Source organism: Bradyrhizobium sp. 139 (genome assembly GCF_023074175.1).
Lineage (GTDB): Bacteria > Pseudomonadota > Alphaproteobacteria > Rhizobiales > Xanthobacteraceae > Bradyrhizobium.
This window is the reverse complement of the sequence record NZ_JADPKS010000168.1, coordinates 1-20,060: the sequence shown is the minus strand read 5'-3', so window position 1 is coordinate 20,060 and position 20,060 is coordinate 1. Positions and strand designations below refer to the sequence as shown.

At 64.4% G+C, this 20,060-nt stretch carries 19 protein-coding genes; 4 read left to right on the top strand and 15 right to left on the bottom strand.

Annotation, left to right across the window (positions count from 1 at the left end; translation table 11 throughout):
- Positions 1 to 57: 57 nt before the first annotated feature.
- On the top strand, positions 58 to 1,161 hold the full coding sequence (locus tag IVA80_RS35510) for an alkene reductase (RefSeq protein ID WP_247439766.1): 1,104 nt from the start codon (positions 58 to 60) through the stop codon (positions 1,159 to 1,161).
- A gap of 314 nt (positions 1,162 to 1,475) precedes the next feature.
- On the opposite strand, the gene IVA80_RS35505 is transcribed toward IVA80_RS35510, so the two are convergent.
- From IVA80_RS35505 to glpD, 7 genes are all read right to left on the bottom strand, one after another.
- Complete coding sequence (locus tag IVA80_RS35505) at positions 1,476 to 3,218, bottom strand: ABC transporter substrate-binding protein (RefSeq protein WP_247439782.1); 1,743 nt, start codon at positions 3,216 to 3,218, stop codon at positions 1,476 to 1,478.
- 127 nt (positions 3,219 to 3,345) lie between these two features.
- Positions 3,346 to 3,675, bottom strand: a complete 330-nt coding sequence (locus tag IVA80_RS35500; RefSeq protein WP_247439765.1) for a DUF2160 domain-containing protein — start codon at positions 3,673 to 3,675, stop codon at positions 3,346 to 3,348.
- Between the two features lie 10 nt (positions 3,676 to 3,685).
- The gene (locus tag IVA80_RS35495) at positions 3,686 to 4,492 is read right to left on the bottom strand and encodes a carbohydrate ABC transporter permease (RefSeq protein WP_007606994.1); all 807 of its coding nucleotides are present in this window, start codon (positions 4,490 to 4,492) and stop codon (positions 3,686 to 3,688) included.
- Positions 4,492 to 5,466 (bottom strand): sugar ABC transporter permease, encoded by a 975-nt coding sequence (locus tag IVA80_RS35490; protein ID WP_247439764.1) that lies wholly within the window; start codon positions 5,464 to 5,466, stop codon positions 4,492 to 4,494. The genes IVA80_RS35495 and IVA80_RS35490 overlap by 1 nt, the downstream gene beginning before the upstream one ends.
- Positions 5,466 to 6,551, bottom strand: coding sequence for an ABC transporter ATP-binding protein (locus IVA80_RS35485; protein ID WP_247439763.1), 1,086 nt, complete (start codon positions 6,549 to 6,551; stop codon positions 5,466 to 5,468). The genes IVA80_RS35490 and IVA80_RS35485 overlap by 1 nt, the downstream gene beginning before the upstream one ends.
- Before the next feature lie 12 nt (positions 6,552 to 6,563).
- Positions 6,564 to 7,640 (bottom strand): ABC transporter ATP-binding protein, encoded by a 1,077-nt coding sequence (locus tag IVA80_RS35480; protein ID WP_247439762.1) that lies wholly within the window; start codon positions 7,638 to 7,640, stop codon positions 6,564 to 6,566.
- A complete protein-coding gene (gene glpD / locus IVA80_RS35475) occupies positions 7,637 to 9,187 on the bottom strand; it encodes a glycerol-3-phosphate dehydrogenase (protein WP_247439761.1) in 1,551 nt (516 codons plus the stop codon). Before glpD ends, IVA80_RS35480 begins: the two co-directional genes overlap by 4 nt.
- A 264-nt stretch (positions 9,188 to 9,451) precedes the next feature.
- Between glpD and IVA80_RS35470 the strand changes: the two genes are divergently transcribed.
- Together IVA80_RS35470 and IVA80_RS35465 are read left to right on the top strand one after the other, a co-directional pair.
- Complete coding sequence (locus IVA80_RS35470) at positions 9,452 to 9,703, top strand: type II toxin-antitoxin system prevent-host-death family antitoxin (RefSeq protein ID WP_247439760.1); 252 nt, start codon at positions 9,452 to 9,454, stop codon at positions 9,701 to 9,703.
- Entirely contained in the window at positions 9,703 to 10,125 is a 423-nt protein-coding gene (locus IVA80_RS35465) for a type II toxin-antitoxin system VapC family toxin (protein WP_247439759.1), read from the top strand. The genes IVA80_RS35470 and IVA80_RS35465 overlap by 1 nt, the downstream gene beginning before the upstream one ends.
- Before the next feature lie 35 nt (positions 10,126 to 10,160).
- Here IVA80_RS35465 and IVA80_RS35460 read toward each other — a convergent pair whose 3' ends face one another.
- Positions 10,161 to 11,000: a DeoR/GlpR family DNA-binding transcription regulator gene (locus IVA80_RS35460; RefSeq protein ID WP_247439758.1), complete on the bottom strand. Its 840-nt coding sequence runs from the start codon at positions 10,998 to 11,000 to the stop codon at positions 10,161 to 10,163.
- A 90-nt stretch (positions 11,001 to 11,090) separates the two neighbouring features.
- Positions 11,091 to 11,801 (bottom strand): HAD-IA family hydrolase, encoded by a 711-nt coding sequence (locus tag IVA80_RS35455; protein WP_247439757.1) that lies wholly within the window; start codon positions 11,799 to 11,801, stop codon positions 11,091 to 11,093.
- A 154-nt stretch (positions 11,802 to 11,955) separates the two neighbouring features.
- Here IVA80_RS35455 and IVA80_RS35450 point away from each other — a divergent pair, with 154 nt between their 5' ends.
- Positions 11,956 to 12,438 (top strand): nuclear transport factor 2 family protein, encoded by a 483-nt coding sequence (locus IVA80_RS35450; protein ID WP_247439756.1) that lies wholly within the window; start codon positions 11,956 to 11,958, stop codon positions 12,436 to 12,438.
- A 139-nt stretch (positions 12,439 to 12,577) separates the two neighbouring features.
- On the opposite strand, the gene IVA80_RS35445 is transcribed toward IVA80_RS35450, so the two are convergent.
- The 6 genes from IVA80_RS35445 to IVA80_RS35420 all read right to left on the bottom strand — a co-directional run bounded on the left by IVA80_RS35445 (position 12,578) and on the right by IVA80_RS35420 (position 19,940).
- A complete protein-coding gene (locus IVA80_RS35445; RefSeq protein ID WP_028134810.1) occupies positions 12,578 to 12,769 on the bottom strand; it encodes a hypothetical protein in 192 nt (63 codons plus the stop codon).
- A 215-nt stretch (positions 12,770 to 12,984) separates the two neighbouring features.
- On the bottom strand, positions 12,985 to 13,395 hold the full coding sequence (locus IVA80_RS35440; protein ID WP_247439755.1) for an acyl-CoA thioesterase: 411 nt from the start codon (positions 13,393 to 13,395) through the stop codon (positions 12,985 to 12,987).
- Positions 13,396 to 13,402: 7 nt separating this feature from the next.
- Complete coding sequence (locus tag IVA80_RS35435) at positions 13,403 to 15,499, bottom strand: 3-hydroxyacyl-CoA dehydrogenase NAD-binding domain-containing protein (RefSeq protein ID WP_247439754.1); 2,097 nt, start codon at positions 15,497 to 15,499, stop codon at positions 13,403 to 13,405.
- 2 nt (positions 15,500 to 15,501) lie between these two features.
- Complete coding sequence (locus tag IVA80_RS35430; protein WP_247439753.1) at positions 15,502 to 16,785, bottom strand: acetyl-CoA C-acetyltransferase; 1,284 nt, start codon at positions 16,783 to 16,785, stop codon at positions 15,502 to 15,504.
- Positions 16,785 to 19,052 (bottom strand): acyl-CoA dehydrogenase, encoded by a 2,268-nt coding sequence (locus IVA80_RS35425; RefSeq protein ID WP_247439752.1) that lies wholly within the window; start codon positions 19,050 to 19,052, stop codon positions 16,785 to 16,787. Before IVA80_RS35425 ends, IVA80_RS35430 begins: the two co-directional genes overlap by 1 nt.
- A 264-nt stretch (positions 19,053 to 19,316) precedes the next feature.
- A complete protein-coding gene (locus tag IVA80_RS35420; protein ID WP_247439751.1) occupies positions 19,317 to 19,940 on the bottom strand; it encodes a flavin reductase family protein in 624 nt (207 codons plus the stop codon).
- Positions 19,941 to 20,060: the final 120 nt, after the last annotated feature.

The following is a 20,060-nucleotide window of genomic DNA, read 5'->3' as shown; positions in this document are numbered from 1 at the left end:
CGTTGATTGCCGCGATGCACAAGTGTTCCGCACCTCTCACCGCCTGGAAGCATTCCCATGAGCCGTTCGACCAAATTGTTTGAGCCTTACAAGCTCGGCCCGATCACGCTTGCGAACCGTTTCGTGATGGCGCCGCTGACGCGCAACCGCGCTGTTCCCGGCACGTTCGTGCCGGGTGCGCTCGCCGCCGACTATTACGGCCAGCGCGCCTCCGCAGGCCTGCTGATCACCGAAGCGAGCCAGGTCTCGCAGCAGGGCCAGGGCTACCAGGACACACCCGGCATCTACTCCAGGGAGCAGGCCGCCGGCTGGCGCAAGGTCACCGACCGCGTCCATGAGCGCGGCGGCAAGATCTTCATCCAGCTCTGGCATGTCGGCCGTATCTCGCATGTCGATCTCCAGGCGAATGGCGCGGCCCCGGTGGCGCCGAGCGCGATCCGCGCCAAGGGCAAGACCTTTGTGAACGGCACCTTCGCCGACGTCTCCGAGCCCCGCGCGCTCGAACTCTCCGAAATTCCTGGCATCATCGACGACTTCAAGCGCGCCACGAAGAATGCGCTGGAGGCCGGCTTCGACGGCGTCGAAATCCACGGTGCCAACGGCTATCTGCTCGAGCAATTTGCAAAGGACGGCACCAACAAGCGCACCGACGCCTATGGCGGCTCCATCGAGAACCGCGCGCGGCTGATGCTGGAAGTCTCCAAGGCCGTCGTGGCCGAAGCCGGCACTGAGCGCACCGGCATCCGCCTCTCGCCGGTGACGCCGGCCAACGATATCTCGGACTCGAACCCGCAGGCCTTGTATGAGCATATCGTCGATGGCCTCGGCGAGTTGAAGCTCGTCTATCTCCATGTCGTCGAAGGCGCCACCGGCGGTCCGCGCGACATCGCGCCGTTCGACTATGCCGGCCTGCGCAAGCGCTTCGCCGGCGCCTACATCGCCAACAACGGCTATGACTTCGATCTCGCGACCAAGGTGCTGGACTCAAACGCGGCCGATCTGATCGCGTTCGGCAAGCCGTTCATCTCCAACCCGGACCTGGTCGAGCGCCTGAAGACGGGCGCGACGCTGAACGATTGGGACAAGACCACGTTCTATGGCGGCAGCGCCAAGGGTTACACGGATTACCCGACGCTGGAAGCGGCCGAAGCGGCGGAGTAACTTTCTTCTTTCTCTCCCCGCAAGAGGCAGAGCTATCGCATTTAAGGCCGTTTCCCTGCCGCCCATCCTTCGAGACGCCCGCCTTTAGCGGGCCCTCAGGATGAGGACGGAGTGCGCGGCAGCACTTTGTCGGGTAAAGGTGCCGCTTAGCCTCATCCTGAGGAGGCCGCAAAGCGGTCGTCTCGAAGGACGAGGCGCGCTCGCTCAGGCCCCCGCCAAGAAGCGGGGCGAGGCGAGAAAAGAAAAGGCCGGGATCGCTCCCGGCCTTGCGTTTGGTGGATGGCCGGGACAAGCCCGGCCATGACGTCTAGACGTTACTTCGCTTCCGCGCGCTTGGGCGGGGTGGCCGGCCACGACTTGATCAGCGTGTCGTAGTCGACCGTTTCGCCCTTCGGCTTCTCGTTGGCGAGCTTGCGCTGCGGAGCAATCGTGCCGTCCTTCTGGGCCTTGGCGAACCAGTACTCGGCCGTCTCCTTCTTGTGCAGCTTCGGACCGCAGGCGCCCTGCACGCCGGACTTCTCCAGACGCTCCATGACGGAGTCCTGGGCAGCGGCAAGCGAGTCCATCGCAGCTTGCGGCGTCTTCGCACCGGACGACGCATCGCCGATGTTCTGCCACCACAGCTGGGCCAGCTTCGGATAGTCGGGCACGTTGTTGCCGGTCGGGGTCCACTGCACGCGCGCGGGCGAGCGGTAGAACTCGATCAGGCCGCCGAGCTTCGGCGCACGCTCGGTGAACGACTTGTCCCAGATGTCGGATTCACGGACGAAGGTGAGACCGACATGGCTCTTCTTCAGAGACACCGACTTGGAGACGATGAACTGGAGATAGAGCCAGGCTGCCTTGCGGCGATCCGCCGGGGTCGACTTCAGAAGCGTGAGCGACCCGGCGTCCTGGTAGCCGAGCTTCATGCCCTCCTTCCAGTACGAACCGTGCGGCGACGGAGCCATACGCCATTTCGGCGTACCGTCCGCGTTCATCACGGCGATGCCCGGCTTCACCATGTCGGCGGTGAAGGCGGTGTACCAGAACATCTGCTGGGCGATGTTGCCCTGCGCCGGCACCGGTCCAGACTCGGAGAAGGTCATGCCCTGCGCTTGCGGCGGAGCATACTTCTTCATCCACTCGAGGTACTTGGTGATCGAGTAGACCGCAGCCGGACCGTTGGCGTCGCCACCACGCTCGACCGAGGAGCCGACCGGACGGCAGCCTTCCATGCGGATGCCCCATTCGTCGACCGGCAGACCGTTCGGGATGCCCTTGTCGCCGTTGCCGGCCATCGAGAGCCAGGCGTCGGTGAAACGCCATCCGAGCGAGGGGTCCTTCTTGCCATAATCCATATGGCCGTAGACCTTGACGCCGTTGATCTCCTTGATGTCGTTGGTGAAGAACTCGGCGATGTCCTCATAGGCCGACCAGTTCACGGGCACGCCGAGCTCGTAGCCATACTTGGCCTTGAACTTGGCCTTGTAGTCCGGATTGGTGAACCAGTCGTAGCGGAACCAGTAGAGGTTGGCGAACTGCTGATCGGGCAGCTGATAGAGCTTGCCGTCCGGCGCGGTGCCGAACGACTTGCCGATGAAGTCGTTGACGTCGAGCATGGGATCGGTGACGTCCTTGCCCTCGCCGGTCATGTAGTCCGACAGCGCGATGGTCTGGCCGTAGCGGAAATGCGTGCCGATCAGGTCGGAGTCGTTGATCCAGCCGTCGTACACATTCTTGCCGGACTGCATCTGGGTCTGCAGCTTCTCGACGACGTCACCTTCCTGGATGATGTCGTGCTTGAGCTTGATGCCGGTGAGCTCGGAGAACGCCTTGGCCAGCGTCTGCGATTCGTATTCGTGGGTCGTGATGGTCTCGGAGACGACATTGATCTCCATGCCCTTGAAGGGCTCGGCGGCCTTGGCGAACCACTCCAGCTCCTTCTTCTGCTCGTCCTTCGACAGCGTCGAGGGCTGGAATTCCGCAATCCACTTCTGGATCGCGGCGTCGTCGGCGGCGCGAACCGGCGCCGAGACGGCGAATGACACCGCCAGAAGCGCGGCGGTGCTGGACATGGTCAGAAAATTGCTCTTGGTCAATGGACCTTTCCTTCTCCTTGAACGTCGCATGTTGTTCCTCCGTTGCAGCGACAAACCTTTTACAGGCCCGGGTTGGTCCCGGATCTGGCCGTCCCTTCGCGAGCTAGACCGTACGAAAAATAAGCACGGCCGTGACAAGCGAAATTCCTGATGCGAGCCACAGGCGCGAAATCTCAATGCCCTCCTCGCCGATCGGCAGCGTGGCAAGCGCGTCGGTGCCGATGAAGGCAATCCACAAGAGATGGATGACGGCGGCCGTGATCAGCGAGATGAACAGGCGGTCGCCGCGCGTGGTCGGAATGCGCAGCACGCCGACACGCTCGGCCTCGGGATAGACCGCGGCAAGCCAGGTCATCACGGCGAGCGTGCAGGCGAGCGCCGCGAAGAAGATCGCGGTCGGTAGCGTCCAGGCCATCCATGCGATGGATTCCATAAAAGCCTCCCTAGACCCGGCCGAGCGCGAAGCCGCTCGCGATATAGTTGCGGACGAACCAGATCACGAGCGCGCCCGGGATGATGGTGAGAACGCCGGCGGCAGCCAACAGCCCCCAATCCATGCCGGCCGCCGACACCGTGCGCGTCATGATCGCGGCGATGGGCTTGGCCTGCACCGAGGTCAGCGTGCGCGCAAGCAGCAGCTCGACCCAGGAGAACATGAAGCAGAAGAAGGCGGCGACGCCGATGCCGCTCGCGATCAGCGGAACCAGGATCTTGATGAAGAAGCGCGGGAAGGAATAGCCGTCGAGGAAGGCGGTCTCGTCGATCTCGCGCGGCACGCCGGACACGAAGCCTTCGAGGATCCAGACCGCCAGCGGAACGTTGAAGATGCAGTGCGCGAGCGCAACGGCCCAAGGCGTATCGAACAGCCCGATCGCCGAATAGAGGTTGAAGAACGGCAGCGCATAGACCGCCGCCGGCGCCATGCGGTTCGACAACAGCCAGAAGAACAGATGCTTGTCGCCGAGGAAGCGATAGCGCGAGAACGCGTAAGCCGCCGGCAACGCCACCGAGATCGAGATGATGGTGTTGAGGACGACGTATTCCAGCGAGTTGATGTAGCCGGAATACCAGCTCTCGTCGGTGAAGATGCGCTTGTAGTGCTGGAGCGTCGGGGCATGCGGCCATAACGTCATCGTCGAGACGATCTCGGCGTTGGTCTTGAAGCTCATGTTGACGAGCCAGTAGATCGGCAACAGCAGGAAGATCAGGAACAGCGCCATGATGAGGCGGCGGCCGGGGATCGAGTGCATCAGGCCACTCCTTCCTTTGGCTTGAGCGCAGTCACGGGCTTGAGCCCGGCCGACGGCTTGGGTTCCGCCGCCGGCTCGCTCTCCGCCCGGACTTTACGCTCGGCGCCCGCGTTGGTCATGACGGTGTAGAATATCCAGCAGACGATCAGGATGATCAGATTGTAGACCAGCGACAGCGCCGCAGCCTTGCCGAGGTCGAACTGGCCGAGGGCGATCTTGACGAGCTCGATCGACACGAAAGTCGTCGAGTTGCCGGGCCCGCCGCCGGTCACCACGAACGGCTCGGTGTAGATCATGAAACTGTCCATGAAGCGCAGCAGCACCGCGATCAGCAGCACGCGGTTCATCTTCGGCAGCTGAATCGCCTTGAACACGGCCCAGCGCGAGGCGCCATCGATCTGGGCTGCCTGGTAATAGGCCTCCGGGATCGACTTCAGGCCGGCATAGCAGAGCAGCGCGACGAGACTGGTCCAGTGCCAGACGTCCATCACGATGACGGTGACCCAGGCGTCGATGTCGTTGGAGACGTAATTGTAATCGAGGCCGATGTGGTTGAGGACGTAGCCGAGCAGGCCGATATCGGGGCGGCCAAAAATCTGCCAGATCGTGCCGACCACGTTCCACGGGATCAGCAGCGGCAGCGCGAGGATGACGAGGCAGGCCGCGACCGTCCAGCCCTGGCGCGGCATCGACAGCGCGACGACGATGCCGAGCGGCACCTCGATCGCGAGAATGACCAGCGAGAAAAACAGATTGCGGCCGAGCGAGGCGAGGAAGCGGCCGCCGAGATCGGTCGAGGGATCGAGCAATTCCTTGAACCAGCCGACGCCGTTCCAGAAGAACTGGTTGTTGCCGAAGGTGTCCTGCATCGAATAGTTCACCACCGTCATCAGCGGCAGCACCGCCGAGAAGGCGACGACCAGGAACACCGGCAGCACCAGGAACCAGGCTTTTTGGTTGACGGACTTGTCCATCAGGCGGCTCCCTCCACCAGAAGGCTGTCGGCATAGACGTGGACATGCGACGGATCGAATTTCAGCCCGGCGGTGCCGTCCGCGCTGGTGAAGCCCGCCGGCGCGCGCGCCGCGATTTTTGCATCACCGATCCGCACTCGCGCGAACCTGATACGGCCGAGGTCGTCGACGCGCTCGATCTTCGCGGTGAGCAGGCCGGGCGCAGGCGCAACGGCGTCGACGAATTCGGGCCGCACCCCGATTTCGATCTTGGCGCCGATCGGCAGCTTGTCGTAGCTGCGGTCGAGCGCGATGACATGACCGCCGACCTTGGCCTCGCGCCCCCTCACCTCCGCCGGTAGGATGTTCATGCCGGGCGAGCCGATGAAATAGCCCACAAAGGTGTGCGCCGGCTTGTCGAACAGTTCCGCCGGCGTACCGCTCTGCACCACGCGGCCGTCATGCATGACCACCACGGTGTCGGCGAAGGTCAGCGCCTCGGTCTGGTCGTGGGTGACGTAGATCATCGTGAGGTCGAGCTCGCGATGCAGCGCCTTCAGCTTGGAGCGGAGCTGCCATTTTAGCTCGGGGTCGATCACGGTCAGCGGCTCGTCGAACAGCACGGCGGCGACATCGGAGCGGACCAGACCGCGGCCGAGCGAGATCTTCTGCTTGGCGTCGGCGGTAAGCCGGGTCGCCTTGCGGTTCAAATAGGGTTCGAGATCGAGCAGGCGGCCGATCTCGGCGACACGCTTGTCGATCTCGGCCTTCGGCACGCCGCGGTTCTTCAACGGAAACGCCAGGTTCTGCCCCACCGTCATGGTGTCGTAGATCACCGGAAACTGGAATACCTGGGCGATGTTGCGCTTCTGGGTTGACAGCGGTGTGATGTCCTCGCCGTCGAACAGGATTTCCCCCCGCGACGGCGTGATGATGCCGGAGATGACGTTGAGCAGCGTGGTCTTGCCGCAGCCGGACGGGCCGAGCAGCGCATAGGCGCCGCCCTGCCGCCAGGTCATGGTCACCGGCTTCAGCGCAAAGCTTTCCGGGGCTGCATCATTGCCGCCGTACGAATGGGCGAGACCGACGAGATCAATGCGGGCCATGGCGCATCTCCCTCAAGAGCTCGGAGCCGCGACCAGACGGTCGGCCGCGTCGAACACGAAGACGTCGTTGGGGTCGAGCACGGCATCGATAGTCTGGCCGGGCTCGAACTCATGCACGCCGTGCAGCACCGCCACCCAGTTCGATCCGCCGCGGGTCAGATGCACGAAACTCTCCGAACCGGTAATCTCGGTTACCGTCACCGTGGCGTGGAAGGCATGGCGGTCGCTCTCGCCGTTGGCGAGGGCAAGCTGATGTGCGCGAAATCCGACGCGATAGGCGCCGTCCGCGAGAGAGGAATAGAGACCGGACGCCGGCGCGGCGATGCCTCCCGCATATTGCACGGAACCGTTCTTCTTCTCGATGCCGACAAGGTTGAGCGGCGGATCGGAGAACACCTGCGCGACACGCAAGATCTGCGGCCGGCGATAGACGTTGGCGGTCCCGCCGATCTGAAGCGCCCGGCCCTCCCACATGCAAACCGTGTTGCCGCCGAGCAGCAGCGCCTCGGTCGGCTCGGTGGTGGCATAAACGAAGATCGCGCCCGAGGCTTCGAAGATGCGCGGCAGCTCGGCGCGCAATTCTTCGCGGAGCTTGTAATCGAGATTGGCGAGCGGCTCGTCGAGCAGCACGAGATCGGCGCCTTTGACCAGCGCGCGCGCGATCGCGGTGCGCTGCTGCTGGCCGCCGGAGAGCTGGAGCGGCGTGCGCTTCAGGAACGGCTCGAGCCTGAGCAGCTTTGCGGCTTCCGCCACGCGCGCCTGGATCTCGGCGCGCGGCTTGCCCTGCACGCGCAGCGGCGAGGCGATGTTCTCGTAGACCGTGAGCGAGGGATAATTGATGAACTGCTGGTAGACCATCGCGACCGAACGTTTGCGCACGTCGGCGCCGGTGACATCCTTGCCGTTGACGAGGACCTTGCCTGATGTCGGCTTGTCGAGGCCGGCGAGCAGCCGCATGATCGAGGTCTTGCCGGATAGCGTCGGCCCGAGCAGCACGTTGAGCGTGCCGCTCTCGAGCGTCAGCGAGACGTCGCGGATATGCGGTACCCCCTCGACGGTCCGGGTTACATGATCGAGCGTCACGGTCATGAGCGTCCTCCCGCTTCCAGCAGGGGACTTTGCGGCACAGCGTGGGTTGCAATCCAGTCGTTCAACGCCGCGATCTCATCGGCAGATAGTCGCAGGCCAAGCTTGGAGCGGCGCCAGACGATATCTTCCGCCGTGACGGCCCATTCATTGGCCATGAGATAGCGGACCTCGCGCTCGGTCAGCGTCGCGCCGAAGGCCTTGCCGAGATCGGCCGTCGATTTCGCATCGCCGAGCAGCTTGATGGCGCGGGTCCCGTAAGCGCGGGCGAGACGGCGCGCGTGCTCGTGGCTGAGGAACGGATAGCCGTGCTGGAGCTCGGCGATCAGGCCGTCGACGTCGGACACGCCCATGTCGCCGCCGGGCAGCGGCCATTTGCCGGTCCAGCCTTCGCGCGCTTTCGCACTGCGAAGATAGGGCGCGAGCCGTTCCAGCGCCTCTTCGGCGAGCCGGCGGTAGGTCGTGATCTTGCCGCCATAGATCGAGAGCAGCGGCACCCCGCCGGATATGTCGAGCTCGAACACATAGTCGCGCGTCGCCGCCTTGGCTTCGGTGGCGCCGTCGTCATAAAGCGGTCGCACGCCGGAATAGGTCCAGACCACGTCCTCGGGCGTCACTGGCTTGGCCAGATATTCGCTCGCGGCGGCGCAGAGATATTGGATCTCCTCGGCCGTCGCCTTCACCTTGGAGGGATCGCCGTCATAGTCGCGGTCGGTGGTGCCGATCAGCGTGAAGTCGTCCTGGTAGGGAATCACGAAGATGATGCGGCCGTCCGCGTTCTGGAACATGTAGGCGCGGTCGTGCTCATAGAGCTTTTTGACCACGATGTGCGAGCCCTGCACCAGGCGCACCTTGGCTTTCGCGTTGACGCCGGCGCCGCGGCCAAGCACCTCCTCGACCCAGGGCCCGCCGGCATTGACCAGCGCACGGGCCTGGACCGACGAGCGGGCGCCGGTCAGCGTGTCGATCATGCTGACGGTCCAGATGCCGTCGGACTGGCGAATATCTGTCGCGCGGGTGCGGGTGCGGATCTCGGCGCCCTTGTCGGCGGCATCGCGCGCATTGAGCACGACGAGGCGGGCGTCATCGACGAAGCAGTCGGAATATTCGAACGCGCGGCTGTAGCGGTTCGGGATCAGCGGTCGTCCGACCTCGTCGCGCCTGAGATCGACCGAGCGCGTCGCCGGCAGCAGATGGCGGCCGCCGATATGGTCATAGAGGAAGAGGCCGAGACGCAGCAGCCAAGCCGGGCGTAGGCCGGCGTGATGCGGCAAAACGAAACGTAGGGGGCGGATGATGTGAGGCGCGATGCCCCAGAGTATCTCGCGCTCGATCAGCGCTTCGCGGACCAGCCGAAACTCGTAATATTCGAGATAGCGCAGGCCGCCATGCACGAGCTTGGTCGACCATGACGACGTCCCGCTCGCCAAATCGTTCATTTCGCACAGGAAAACCGTGTTGCCGCGGCCCACCGCGTCACGCGCGATGCCGCAGCCGTTAACACCGCCTCCGATGATGGCGAGGTCGAAAATACGCTCCAACAGACGCATCCCCCGGCGAACGCTCGTTCCTTCGAGCGGTTACTTTCGGTTTGGATTAGATCACACCGAAAAACGAAAGCAAGACGAAAGAGAGGGGAAAGGAAGTGAAAGTGGAACTTTTACGTAGGCAGCACGATGCAAAAATCGCCAGGGTACGACTGAGCGCTGCATCGTCATGAAAGGCGTCAGCACATGCATTGGGCTTGAATGTAGCCATGTGCCTACATATAGTTTGGGCCGATGGGATTTGGTTCCGAACAAGAGGCGCAAACGATGGTGACCACTCTCACCAGCCGAGAGTTCAACCATGATACCAGCGGCGCGAAGAAAGCGGCTTCACGCGGACCCGTCTTTATTACGGATCGTGGCCGCCCGGCCCATGTCCTGCTGACGATCGAAGATTATTTGCGTCTGACTGGCGGGCACATGAGCCTTGCTGAAGCTCTGGCGCAGGCGGACACGGACTTTGATTTCGATCCGCAGCGTATTGCCGGGGGGATTTTCAAGCCCGCCGATCTCGATTGATGTTTTTGCTGGACACCAACGTTATTTCCGAACTGAGGCGGTCAGATAAGGCCCATCGCAACGTCATCACTTGGGCCAATGCAATTCCCGCGGCGAGCTTCTTCATATCCGCTATCTCGATACTCGAAATTGAACTTGGCGCACGCCTGATCGAACGCAAAGACACGGCGCAAGGTGCCGTCCTGCGCACCTGGATCGACGATTATATTCTGGCTCGCTTTGAAGATCGAATCCTGGCCGTTGATACGGCCGTGGTGCAGCGCTGTGCGCAACTTCACGTTCCCAACCCGCGGGCCGAACGCGACGCTCTCATTGCGGCAACCGCGCTTGTTCACGGCTTGACGATCGTTACGCGTAACGTGGGAGATTTCGAACCTACAGGCGTAGCGCTGGTCAATCCGTGGGAACAGCCAACTGGCTAAACTCACCTGCAGGGTGAGCGAGCCCGCGCCCTCTGCTACCGAAGCTGCACCACCGGTGCCGCCTCCTGCGCCGGCTCCGCCGCCGCATCGTCGGCATCCCCCGCCGCCTTTGGCATCGCCGCCATCACCTCGATGCCCTTGCCGTGGCAGATGGTGGCGAGGCGCTCGGGCAACTCCTGGTCGGTGACGAAGGTTTGGATCTGGCTGATATGGGCGATGCGCACCGGCGCGCTGCGCCTCAGCTTCGTCGAATCGGCGACCAGCATGACGCTGCGGGCATTGGCGATGATGGCCTGCGCCACCTGCACCTCGCGATAGTCGAAGTCGAGCAGCGCGCCCTCCTCGTCGATCGCGGACGCCCCGATGATGGCGTAGTCGACCTTGAACTGGCCGATGAGCTGCGTCGCGGTCGAGCCGACCACCGCGCCGTCGGCGCGCCGCACCGTGCCGCCGGCGACCACCACCTCGATCCGGGGATGGCGGTAGAGCAGCATCGCGACGTTGAGATTGTTGGTGATGACGAGCAGGTCCTCGTGCGAGGTGAGCGCGCTCGCCACCTCCTCGGTCGTGGTGCCGATGTTGATGAACAACGAGCAGCCGTTCGGGATCAGCGAGGCGGCCGCAACTCCAATCGCCTTCTTCTCGTCGGCGGCGACGAATCGCCTCGCCTCGTAGGCGAGGTTTTCCACGCCGGAGGCGATAATGGCGCCACCATGAATACGGGTCAGCGAGCGGCGTTCGCAGAGATCGTTGAGATCTTTCCGGATGGTCTGCGCCGAGACCTCGAACCGGCGCGCGAGCTCTTCGACCATGACGCGGCCCGAGGCGCGCGCGATGTTGAGGATTTCGGCTTGGCGATGGGTCAGTCCGGTCACGGCAATGGCCTCAAATCAGGAAAGTGCATGGTGCGGCGGTTCGCGCGCTCGGTCAATGCGCGCAGCGATCACGGTTAACGGACCAGATCCTCACCACGCCATCGCAGCGGCGAGCCGCGCCAGCAGCTCAGGATCGTCGTAGGCCTTCGCGGAAGCGACCGCGCCGGCCGCAACAAGGTCAGCATGGCTGAGGGTGGTGCGCATCCCGATGGTGGGGATGCCGGCCGCCGCGGCCGATTGCACGCCGGAGCGGGAATCCTCGAACGCGATCGAGGCCTGCGCGCTGGCGCCGACGAAGCGCAACCCTTCCTGATAGGGGAGCGGATGCGGCTTGCCGTGCGGCAGTTCGTCGCCGATGACGAGCGCCCTGAACCGCGCGGTGATGCCGAGGCCCGAGAGCAGCAGCTCCGCGTTGAGGCGGGGCGCGTTGGTCACGGCCACCATGGGAATGCCGGCTGCATCCGCACGGTCGAGCAGCGCCATCAGACCCGGCAGCGGCGCGATCTGTCCGGCCACCAGGTTGCGAAAGATCTCCTCCTTCTCGCCGAGGATCGCGACGCGCCGTTCCGGCGATTCGTCCGGCAGAAACCGTTCCCCGATCGAGACATTGGAAAACCCCTGGAGCTCGCGCTTGAAGCGTTCGGCATCCACGACATGGCCGCGCGGGCCGAACACGCGATGGAATGCCTCGCGATGCAGGGGATCGGTGTCGGCCAGCGTACCGTCAATGTCGAACAGCAATGCCCTGCCCGTCACTTGCCCCGTCACTTGCGCCTTCGCTTGCCCTTTGGCCTCGATCATTTCCGTACTTTCCCGAATGCACGACGCATCGATGCGAAACACGTATCAATGCAGTCCCGATCGCGCAATGACGCATCGACATGACCGCGACGCGACACTCGACAAAGTCGCGCGCGGCTGCAACACTCCGCGCAAGATCAAAAAGGAGGAAACGATGACGATCAACCGACGCGATCTGGCTCTCTCGACCCTTGCCGTCCCAGCTCTTGCCGTCCCAGCTCTTGCCGTCTCCGCGCTCGCTCTCACGACGCCGGCGCTGGCGGCCTCGGCGGATGAGGAAGCCGTGGCGAAAAAGGTCGAGGCCTTCCGCCTTGCCCAGATCGCGGCCGACCCGAAGGCGCTCGGCACACTGTGCTGGGACGATCTAAGCTACAGCCATTCCAGCGGCAAGGTCGAGGACAAGGCGACCTTCATCGCCAACACCACCGACGGCAAATCCAAATTCCTGTCGATCGAATACAAGGACCCGACCATCAAGGTCGTCGGACCCGCCGCGATCGTGCGCTTCCACTGGGTGGCCGAACAGGAAATGGCGGCCGATGGGAAGAAAGTGCCGACCAACCTTCACATCCTCATGAATTGGCAGAAGCAGGGCGACGACTGGAAGCTGCTGTCGCGGGCCGCCACCAAATTGTGATGGACGATGTCATTCCGGGACGCGCCAACAGGCGCGGGCCCGGAATCCATCCATCGACGTATTCTGGGGCGCAATGGATTCTCAGATGCGCAATCGCGCATCGTAGTTCGCGCGTTGCGCGCCCCGGAATGACGGAAGGCTACGCCGCTTCCTTCACATCGCCGTTAACCAGCTTGCGCGCGGCACGCTCGGCTTCGCGGGCGTTGCGGAAGAGCTGGCCTTCGAGGCGATTGAAGCGGTGGGACGAGGCGAAGAAACAATAGCCTCCCTGGGAACGAACGACGATACCTGCGGTCTGCGAGTCGACTTCGATAATGTAGCTGTCCGGCATGGTCCGTGGATTCCTCAGTGCGGGCAAATAACGGCACTACTGCCCAAAGGTTCCTGGGCATTTGAGGCCGTTTCCACCCCGAATCGACACGCAACTGAGTACGCCGGGACCTCATCCGTTTTATGACTGGTTTTTGGCGAAGCCGCGACGCGATGACTCAGTCGTGCCGCGTTTGGCGGCGGCGCGCATGAGATGAGGCGCAACGCCGCGCGCGATTACGTCGCGATCGCCGTGTCGGTCGCGCGAACCGCCTGTGGGCGGCCGTGTTCGTCGATCGAGACGTAGGTGAAATTGCCGTCGGTGACGAGGAACGGATGCTCCTCCCCGCGGCGCAGCGCCCATGCTTCCAGATGCACGGTGAGCGAAGTACGTCCGACGCGGACGAGGTTGGCGTGGACAGACACGAGATCGCCGACATAGACCGCTTTACGAAAATTCATCGCCTCGATCGCGACGGTCACGGTGCGCGACTTCGCGATTTTCGATGCAAACACGCCGCCGCCGACGTCCATCTGGCTGAGCAGCCAGCCGCCGAAGATGTCGCCGTTCGCATTGGTGTCGGCGGGCATCGCCAGCGTGCGGATGCAGAGATCCCCGCTCGGCCCGGTGTCAGCTTGTTCGCTCATGCGTCTCTCATTTGAAACTGTTCCAGCCCGGATCGGGTGCGAACCGCCCACCAAATCGTTCGGCCAGCGCGTGCAAGGTGGATACGACATTCTCCACCCCGCGTGTGCGAGCATAGTTCAACGGACCGCCGCGGAACGGCGCATAGCCGGTGCCAAAGATCATGGCGCCATCGACCGCGTCGGCATCGTCGACAATCCCTTCGCGAAGCGCCGCGATGCAGACATTGGACATCGGCAGCACCAGGCGGTCGATCATCTGGTCGGTGACGCGCGGGCCGGTCTCGGGCAGCGGCGCCTTCTCCGCCTTGCCGTCGCGCCAGACGTAAAATCCCTTGCCGCTCTTGCGGCCGAGCTCGCCGTTGGCGACCTTCTCGCGCAGCCAGGCCGGCGTCGGCGGCAAGAGATCGCCGAACCTGGTGCGCAGCATGTCACCGACGTCGAGGCAGATATCGAGCCCGACCTGGTCGGCGAGCTCGATCGGCCCCATCGGCATGCCGAACTGTTCGGCGGCGGCGTCGATCAGGCGCTGGTCGGTCTTCTCGTCCAGCATCACCATGGCTTCCAGCATGTAGGGCGTCAGCGCGCGGTTGACGAGGAAGCCGGGCGAGCTCCTCACCGGCAGCGGCAGGCGGTCGATCGCGCCGACGAAGGCGAGCGCTTCCTTGAGCACCTGCGCATCGTTACCGTCATGGCTGACGATTTCGACGAGTTGCAACCGCGACACCGGGTTGAAAAAGTGCAGGCCGACCAGCCGCTCCGGCCGCGCCAGCGTGGTGCGCAAATCCTGGAGCGGAATGCTTGACGTATTGGTCGCGAGGATCGCGCCCGGCTTCATTCGCGGCTCGAGCGCGGCATAGACCTTCTGCTTCAGCTCGAGCTTTTCCGGCACCGCCTCGATGACGAGATCGGCGTTGCGGACGCCCTCCCCGTCCATATCAGGGATCAGCCGATCAAGCGCATCACGCACCTCGGTCGGCTTGCGGATGATCTTGCCATAGAGCTCGGCGGCCCGCTTCACCGCACCCGCGATCGGCTCCGCCTTCATGTCGGCGAGCGAGACGCGCAGCCCCTGCCCCGCACACCAAGCCGCGATGTCGCCGCCCATGGCGCCAGCGCCGATGACGTGGACGTGCCTGATCGTGTTGCCGCTGCCGGCAGCCTTCTTCATCTGCTCGCGCAGAAAGAACACGCGGATCAGGTTCTGCGCCGTTGGCGTCACCATCAACTTGGCGAACGACGCCTGCTCCGCCCTGAGCATCGCGGCCTTGCTGCCGCCATGGGTCTCCCAGAGATCGATCAGCGCGTAAGGCGCCGGATAGTGCTCGCGGGACGCGGCCTTCGCCGCCTCCGAGCGCATCCGCTTGGCGAGGAGCCCACGCACGGGTCCGAAATTCGCGGCACGCGTCAGAAAGCCCGGTCGCGCCCGCTTCAGGCGGCCGAACAGCGCGTCCCTCACGGCGCTACGGACATGCCGCTCCTGCGTCACGGTATCGACAAGCCCAAGGGATCTGGCGCGGCGCGCATCGATAGTGCGGCCGGTCAGCATCAGCGCCATGGACCGGGTCGGGTTCACCAGCGCGGTGAAGCGCGCGGTGCCGCCGAGGCCGGGATGCAGCCCGAGCATCACCTCCGGAAAACCGAAGCGTGCGCCATCGATCGCAATGCGCGATTGACAAGCCAGCGCGACCTCGAGCCCGCCGCCGAGACAGAAGCCATGAATGACCGTGACCGTCGGCAGCTTCAGCGCCTCCAGATGGTCGACCACCGCATGCGCGGCGCGGATGCGCGTTTCCACCATCGCAGGATCGCTGGCGCCGCGGAATTCATTGACGTCGGCCCCGGCAATGAAGCCCGACGGTTTGGCCGAGCGGAGCACGAGGCCGGCGGGGCGCTCGGTCTCAATCGCCGCGAGCACGGCATCGAACTCCTCCATCACGTCGGAGGACAACGTGTTGGCGCTGGCATCGGCGCGGTCGAACAGCAGCCAGGCGACGCCATCGGCGTCGCGCGTCAGCTTGAAGTGCTTGTACGGACCGTCTTCCACGGGCTGAGGCCCGAGCGTCAGGACGCGGTCACCGAGCGCGGTCATGATCTTGGAATCCATGGTCACACTGCCTCAATCAGCATGGCGCCGCCGAGCCCGCCCCCGATGCATTCGGTCGCAACCCCGCGCCTTGTGCCGAGCCGCTTCATCGCATTGACGAGATGCAGCACGATGCGATTGCCGGAGGTGCCGACGGGATGGCCGAGCGAAATCGCGCCGCCGTCAACGTTGAGCCTGTCACGATCGATCTCGCCGGCGGCGCCGTCGAGCCCCAGAATCTCGCGGCAGAATTTGTCGTCGTTCCAGGCCGCAAGGCAGCCGAGCACCTGCGTGGCGAAGGCCTCGTTCAGTTCCCAGGTCTCGACGTCCCCGACGGTGAGATTGTTGCGCTGGAGCATCGGCGTCGCCGACATCACGGGTCCGAGCCCCATGATAGCAGGATCGAGCGCGGCCCAGTTGCTGTCGACGATAGCAGCCTTCGGCGTCAGCCTGTGCTTTGCGACCGCCTCGTCGGAGGCCAGGATCACCCAGGAGGCGCCGTCGGTGATCTGTGAGGAATTGCCGGCGGTAACCTGGCCCCAGGGACGCTCGAACACCGGTTTCAGCTTTGCCAACGTCTCGGCCGTGGAGCCCGGCCGCACGCCGTCGTCATGGTCGAAGAACTTTCCGTCGCGGGAGAAGGCGGTCTCGACTTCGCCCTTGAGAAAACCTTCCGCCTGCGCCTGCGCGAGCCGGCGATGGCTTTCGGCGGCGTAGGCGTCGGACTGCGCGCGGGTGATGCCGAAGAGATGGCCGACCACCTCGGCGGTCTGGCCCATGTTCAATTCGGTGATGGGATCGGTGAGCCCGCGCTCCAGGCCGATGATCGGCTTGAGATAGCGTGGACGCAGCTTGAAGGCAGCCGCTAACTTTGCAGCCACCCCTTTTGCCGTAGCGAGGCCGGCGAACCAGCGCACGCCGGAGTTCGGCCACACCAGCGGCGCGTGGCTCAGCGCCTCGGTGCCGCCGGCGAGAATCATGTCGCCGTGGCCCTCGCGGATGTAGCGGTAGGCCGTGTCGATCGACTGCATGCCCGAGCCGCAATTGATCTGCACGGTGAAGGCGACCATGTCCTCGCCCATGCCGAGCCTGAGCGCTGCGACGCGGGCCGGGTTCATCTCGTCTGCGATCACGTTGACGCAGCCGAGGATGACCTGATCGAAGGCGTCAGGCGCAAACGGCTGGCGCGCCAGCAGCGGCCGGCCGCATTGCACGGCGAGGTCCACCGGCGTGAACGGACCCGGCCCCGAACGCGCCTTGAGAAACGGCGTCCGGCTGCCGTCGACGATGAAAACTGGTCGTGCCATCAGCCCGCCGCCCTCTGGTCTCCGAGTTCCTGGAAGAACTGATGCACGTCGCCGGTTTTCTTGTAAATCGGCGACAGCGCCTCCGGCGCAAAATCGTCGACCTCGATCACTTGCGTGACAGCCTCGCGGGCCGCCGCAAGCTGCTCGCCTTCGGCCTGGGTGATCACGCCCTTGGCCACGGCGTCCTTCCAGTCGCTCATATGCGCCGCGCGCATCCGCTTGGCGACGGCATCGGTGCCGGCAACCAGCTTGAACGCGCGCTCGAGCCGGGCAAAACCGCCGTCATCATCGACATAAGCCAGATCCGGCGTGAGGCGCTCGCGCGCGGCCGAAGGCTCCAGCACGAGGCTTGCACATTGGTGCACGACACGGTCGCTTGGGCCGAGCACGCGGGCAGCAAAGGGCTGGATCACGAGCTTGAGGAAGCCGGCAACGAAGCGGTTGGGCAGATTGGCGAGGATTTCGGCGAACCTGTTCTCGATGGTCCTGAAACCGGTCGCCATGCACCATTCCAGCACGGCAAAGTCCTCCTTGTGGCGACCTTCGTCCTGCCAACGCTTCAGCGCGGCCGAGAGCAGGTACAGTTCGGAGAGGATGTCGCCGAAGCGCGCCGACAGCATCTCCTTGCGCTTGAGCGCACCGCCGAGCGTCAGCAGCGCCATGTCGGCGCAGAGCGCAAACGCAGCTGAGTAGCGCGACAGCTGGCGATAGAATGGCGTGGCGTCGCCCGCATCAGGCGCCAGCGCAAACGTGCCAAAGGTCCAGCTGCGGCCGAAGGCGCGGAACAGCGTCCGGAAGCTGTGGCCGACGTGCTTCCAGAACGCCGTGTCGAAAGCGGTGAGCCCGCGTTCGCGATCGGTGTCCGCGAGCGCGTTCATCTCGGCGAGCAGATAGGGATGGGCGCGGATGGCGCCCTGCCCGAACACGATGAGGTTACGGGTCAGGATGTTGGCGCCCTCGACCGTGATGCCGACCGGCACGGCGCGATGCAGATTGCCGAGATAGTTTTGCGGACCGTCGATCACCGCCTTGCCGCCATGGATGTCCATGGCGTCGTCGACTGCGGTGCGCATCCGCTCGGTCGCGTGCAGCTTCATGATGCCGGAGATCACGGCGGGATGGATACCGGCATTCAGCGCGGCGCAGGTCAGCCGGCGCGCCGCGTCGAGCTGATAGGCGGTGGCGACGATGCGCGCGAGCGGCTCTTCGACGCCTTCGAATTTCGAGATCGAGATGCCGAACTGCTCGCGGATGCGGGCATAGGCGCCCGTGGTGCGAGCGGCATAGGCGGCACCGGCCGCTGACAAAGACGGCAGCGAGATGCCGCGGCCGGCGGCGAGCGCGGTCATCAGCATCTTCCAGCCCTGCCCCAGCTGTGCCTCACCGCCGATGACGTAATCGAGCGGAATGAAGACGTCGCGGCCCCGGTTCGGGCCGTTCTGGAAGACCTGCATCGACGGCAGATGGCGATGGCCGATCTCGACGCCGGGAAGGTTGGTCGGGATCAGCGCCACGGTGATGCCGAGCTCCTCCTGATCGCCCGCGAGATGATCGGGATCATATGCCTTGAAGGCGAGGCCAAGCAGCGTCGCGACGGGACCGAGCGTGATGTAGCGCTTGTGCCAGTTGAGCCTGAGGCCGACGACCTCGCGGCCTTCGAAATCACCCTTGCAGATGATTCCGGTGTCGACCATCGAGGCGGCATCGGAGCCGGCTTCGGGGCTGGTAAGGCCGAAGCAGGGAATGTCGCGGCCGTCGGCGAGGCGCGGCAGCCAGCGCTCCTGCTGCTCCTTGGTGCCGAATCGCATCAGGAGCTCGCCGGGGCCGAGCGAGTTCGGCACCATCACGGTCACCGCCGCTGCGATCGAGCGGGTCGAGATCTTGCGCACGACCTCCGAATGCGCATAGGGCGAGAAGCCGAGGCCGCCGAACTCCTTCGGGATGATCATGCCGAAGAACTTCTCGCGCTTGACGAAGTGCCAGACATCGGGTGGCAGGTCGCGCCATTCCCAAAAGATCTTCCACTCGTCGAGCATGGCGCAGAGCTCGTCGACAGGGCCGTTGAGAAAGGCCTGCTCCTCGTCAGTCAATTTAGCCGGCGCGATGCTGAGCAATTTCGACCAGTCGGGATTGCCGGTGAAGAGATCGGCGTCCCACCAGACGTCACCGGCCTCCAACGCCTCGCGCTCGGTGTCCGACATCGCCGGCAGCACGCCGCGCGCCCGGGAGAAGATCGGTTTTGTGATGGTGTCGCGGCGGAAGCTCATGGCGGACCTCATGCATCGGCGCGGTTATCGGGCATTTTAGCGGAAACTGGCTGGCGGAGGCGAACACTTCGCTTGGCGAAAATGACGCGGCCGGGCGGCCGCCCAAGGGCCATAACGGCCGGGGCGCCGGGGCAGTTCCGCGGAGTATGGTCGCTGGATGAGCGGTAGCCCGGATGGAGCGCAGCGCAATCCGGGGAAGTCTGTCCGTGAGGTGAGAATCCCGGATTTCGCTGCGCTCCATCCGGGCTACGGGCCCGGCACGGCCTAATCCGGCCGCACCATTTCGAACATGTTTTCCGGTTTGATCTCGAAATAATCGCCGCGGCGCCCCGCGCGCACGATCGGGCGGGCGGCGGCGGTCTGGTAGACGCCGTCCTTGATCATGGCCTTGTCGATGTGGACGGCGACGACCTCGCCCAGCGTCAGCCAGGCATCGGCTTGCTTGCCGTCGGCGCCCTTGAGACGGACGATGTCGGACATCTTACACTCGAAGGCGACCGGGCTTTCGCCGACACGGGGCACGTTGACGAGCTTGCCGGGCACGGCGGTGAGGCCCGCGACCTCGAACTCGTCGACCTCGGGGGCGACATGCGCCGCGGTCGCGTTCATATGCCTGGCAAGGTCCATGGTGGCGAGATTCCAGACGAACTCGCCGGTCTGCTGGATGTTCTCGACCGTGTCCTTCCAATTGGTGGAAGAGAAGCCGATGATCGGTGGCACGTAAGCGAACGCGTTGAAGAAGCTGTAGGGCGCGAGGTTGACGTGGCCGTTGGTATCGCGCGAGGAGATCCAGCCGATCGGCCGTGGCGCGACGATGGCGTTGAAGGGATCGTGCTTGAGGCCGTGGCCCTTGGCGGGCTCATAGAAGTACAGATCTTTGTCGGTCACGCTGGTTTTTCCTGGTCCTGGGTAGATGGGGTAACGGGCCCCGGGCAGCCTTCCAGCCAAGCCGCGCTAGCTACGGCGCTATTTGTGGCGCGCGTCGCGCGGCTTGGTTGGAAGGCAAGC

Excerpts from the sequence above, each read along its gene's own strand:
- IVA80_RS35465 (WP_247439759.1), top strand. The coding sequence starts at position 9,703 with ATGTTTTTGCTGGACACCAACGTTATTTCCGAACTGAGGCGGTCAGAT.
- IVA80_RS35480 (WP_247439762.1), bottom strand. The coding sequence starts at position 7,640 with ATGACCGTGACGCTCGATCATGTAACCCGGACCGTCGAGGGGGTACCG.
- IVA80_RS35430 (WP_247439753.1), bottom strand. The coding sequence starts at position 16,785 with ATGGCACGACCAGTTTTCATCGTCGACGGCAGCCGGACGCCGTTTCTC.
- IVA80_RS35440 (WP_247439755.1), bottom strand. The coding sequence starts at position 13,395 with ATGAGCGAACAAGCTGACACCGGGCCGAGCGGGGATCTCTGCATCCGC.
- IVA80_RS35450 (WP_247439756.1), top strand. The coding sequence starts at position 11,956 with ATGACGATCAACCGACGCGATCTGGCTCTCTCGACCCTTGCCGTCCCA.
- IVA80_RS35470 (WP_247439760.1), top strand. The coding sequence starts at position 9,452 with ATGGTGACCACTCTCACCAGCCGAGAGTTCAACCATGATACCAGCGGC.
- IVA80_RS35485 (WP_247439763.1), bottom strand. The coding sequence starts at position 6,551 with ATGGCCCGCATTGATCTCGTCGGTCTCGCCCATTCGTACGGCGGCAAT.
- IVA80_RS35490 (WP_247439764.1), bottom strand. The coding sequence starts at position 5,466 with ATGGACAAGTCCGTCAACCAAAAAGCCTGGTTCCTGGTGCTGCCGGTG.
- IVA80_RS35505 (WP_247439782.1), bottom strand. The coding sequence starts at position 3,218 with ATGTCCAGCACCGCCGCGCTTCTGGCGGTGTCATTCGCCGTCTCGGCG.
- IVA80_RS35455 (WP_247439757.1), bottom strand. The coding sequence starts at position 11,801 with ATGATCGAGGCCAAAGGGCAAGCGAAGGCGCAAGTGACGGGGCAAGTG.
- IVA80_RS35510 (WP_247439766.1), top strand. The coding sequence starts at position 58 with ATGAGCCGTTCGACCAAATTGTTTGAGCCTTACAAGCTCGGCCCGATC.
- IVA80_RS35445 (WP_028134810.1), bottom strand. The coding sequence starts at position 12,769 with ATGCCGGACAGCTACATTATCGAAGTCGACTCGCAGACCGCAGGTATC.
- IVA80_RS35500 (WP_247439765.1), bottom strand. The coding sequence starts at position 3,675 with ATGGAATCCATCGCATGGATGGCCTGGACGCTACCGACCGCGATCTTC.
- glpD (WP_247439761.1), bottom strand. The coding sequence starts at position 9,187 with ATGCGTCTGTTGGAGCGTATTTTCGACCTCGCCATCATCGGAGGCGGT.
- IVA80_RS35425 (WP_247439752.1), bottom strand. The coding sequence starts at position 19,052 with ATGAGCTTCCGCCGCGACACCATCACAAAACCGATCTTCTCCCGGGCG.
- IVA80_RS35495 (WP_007606994.1), bottom strand. The coding sequence starts at position 4,492 with ATGCACTCGATCCCCGGCCGCCGCCTCATCATGGCGCTGTTCCTGATC.
- IVA80_RS35435 (WP_247439754.1), bottom strand. The coding sequence starts at position 15,499 with ATGGATTCCAAGATCATGACCGCGCTCGGTGACCGCGTCCTGACGCTC.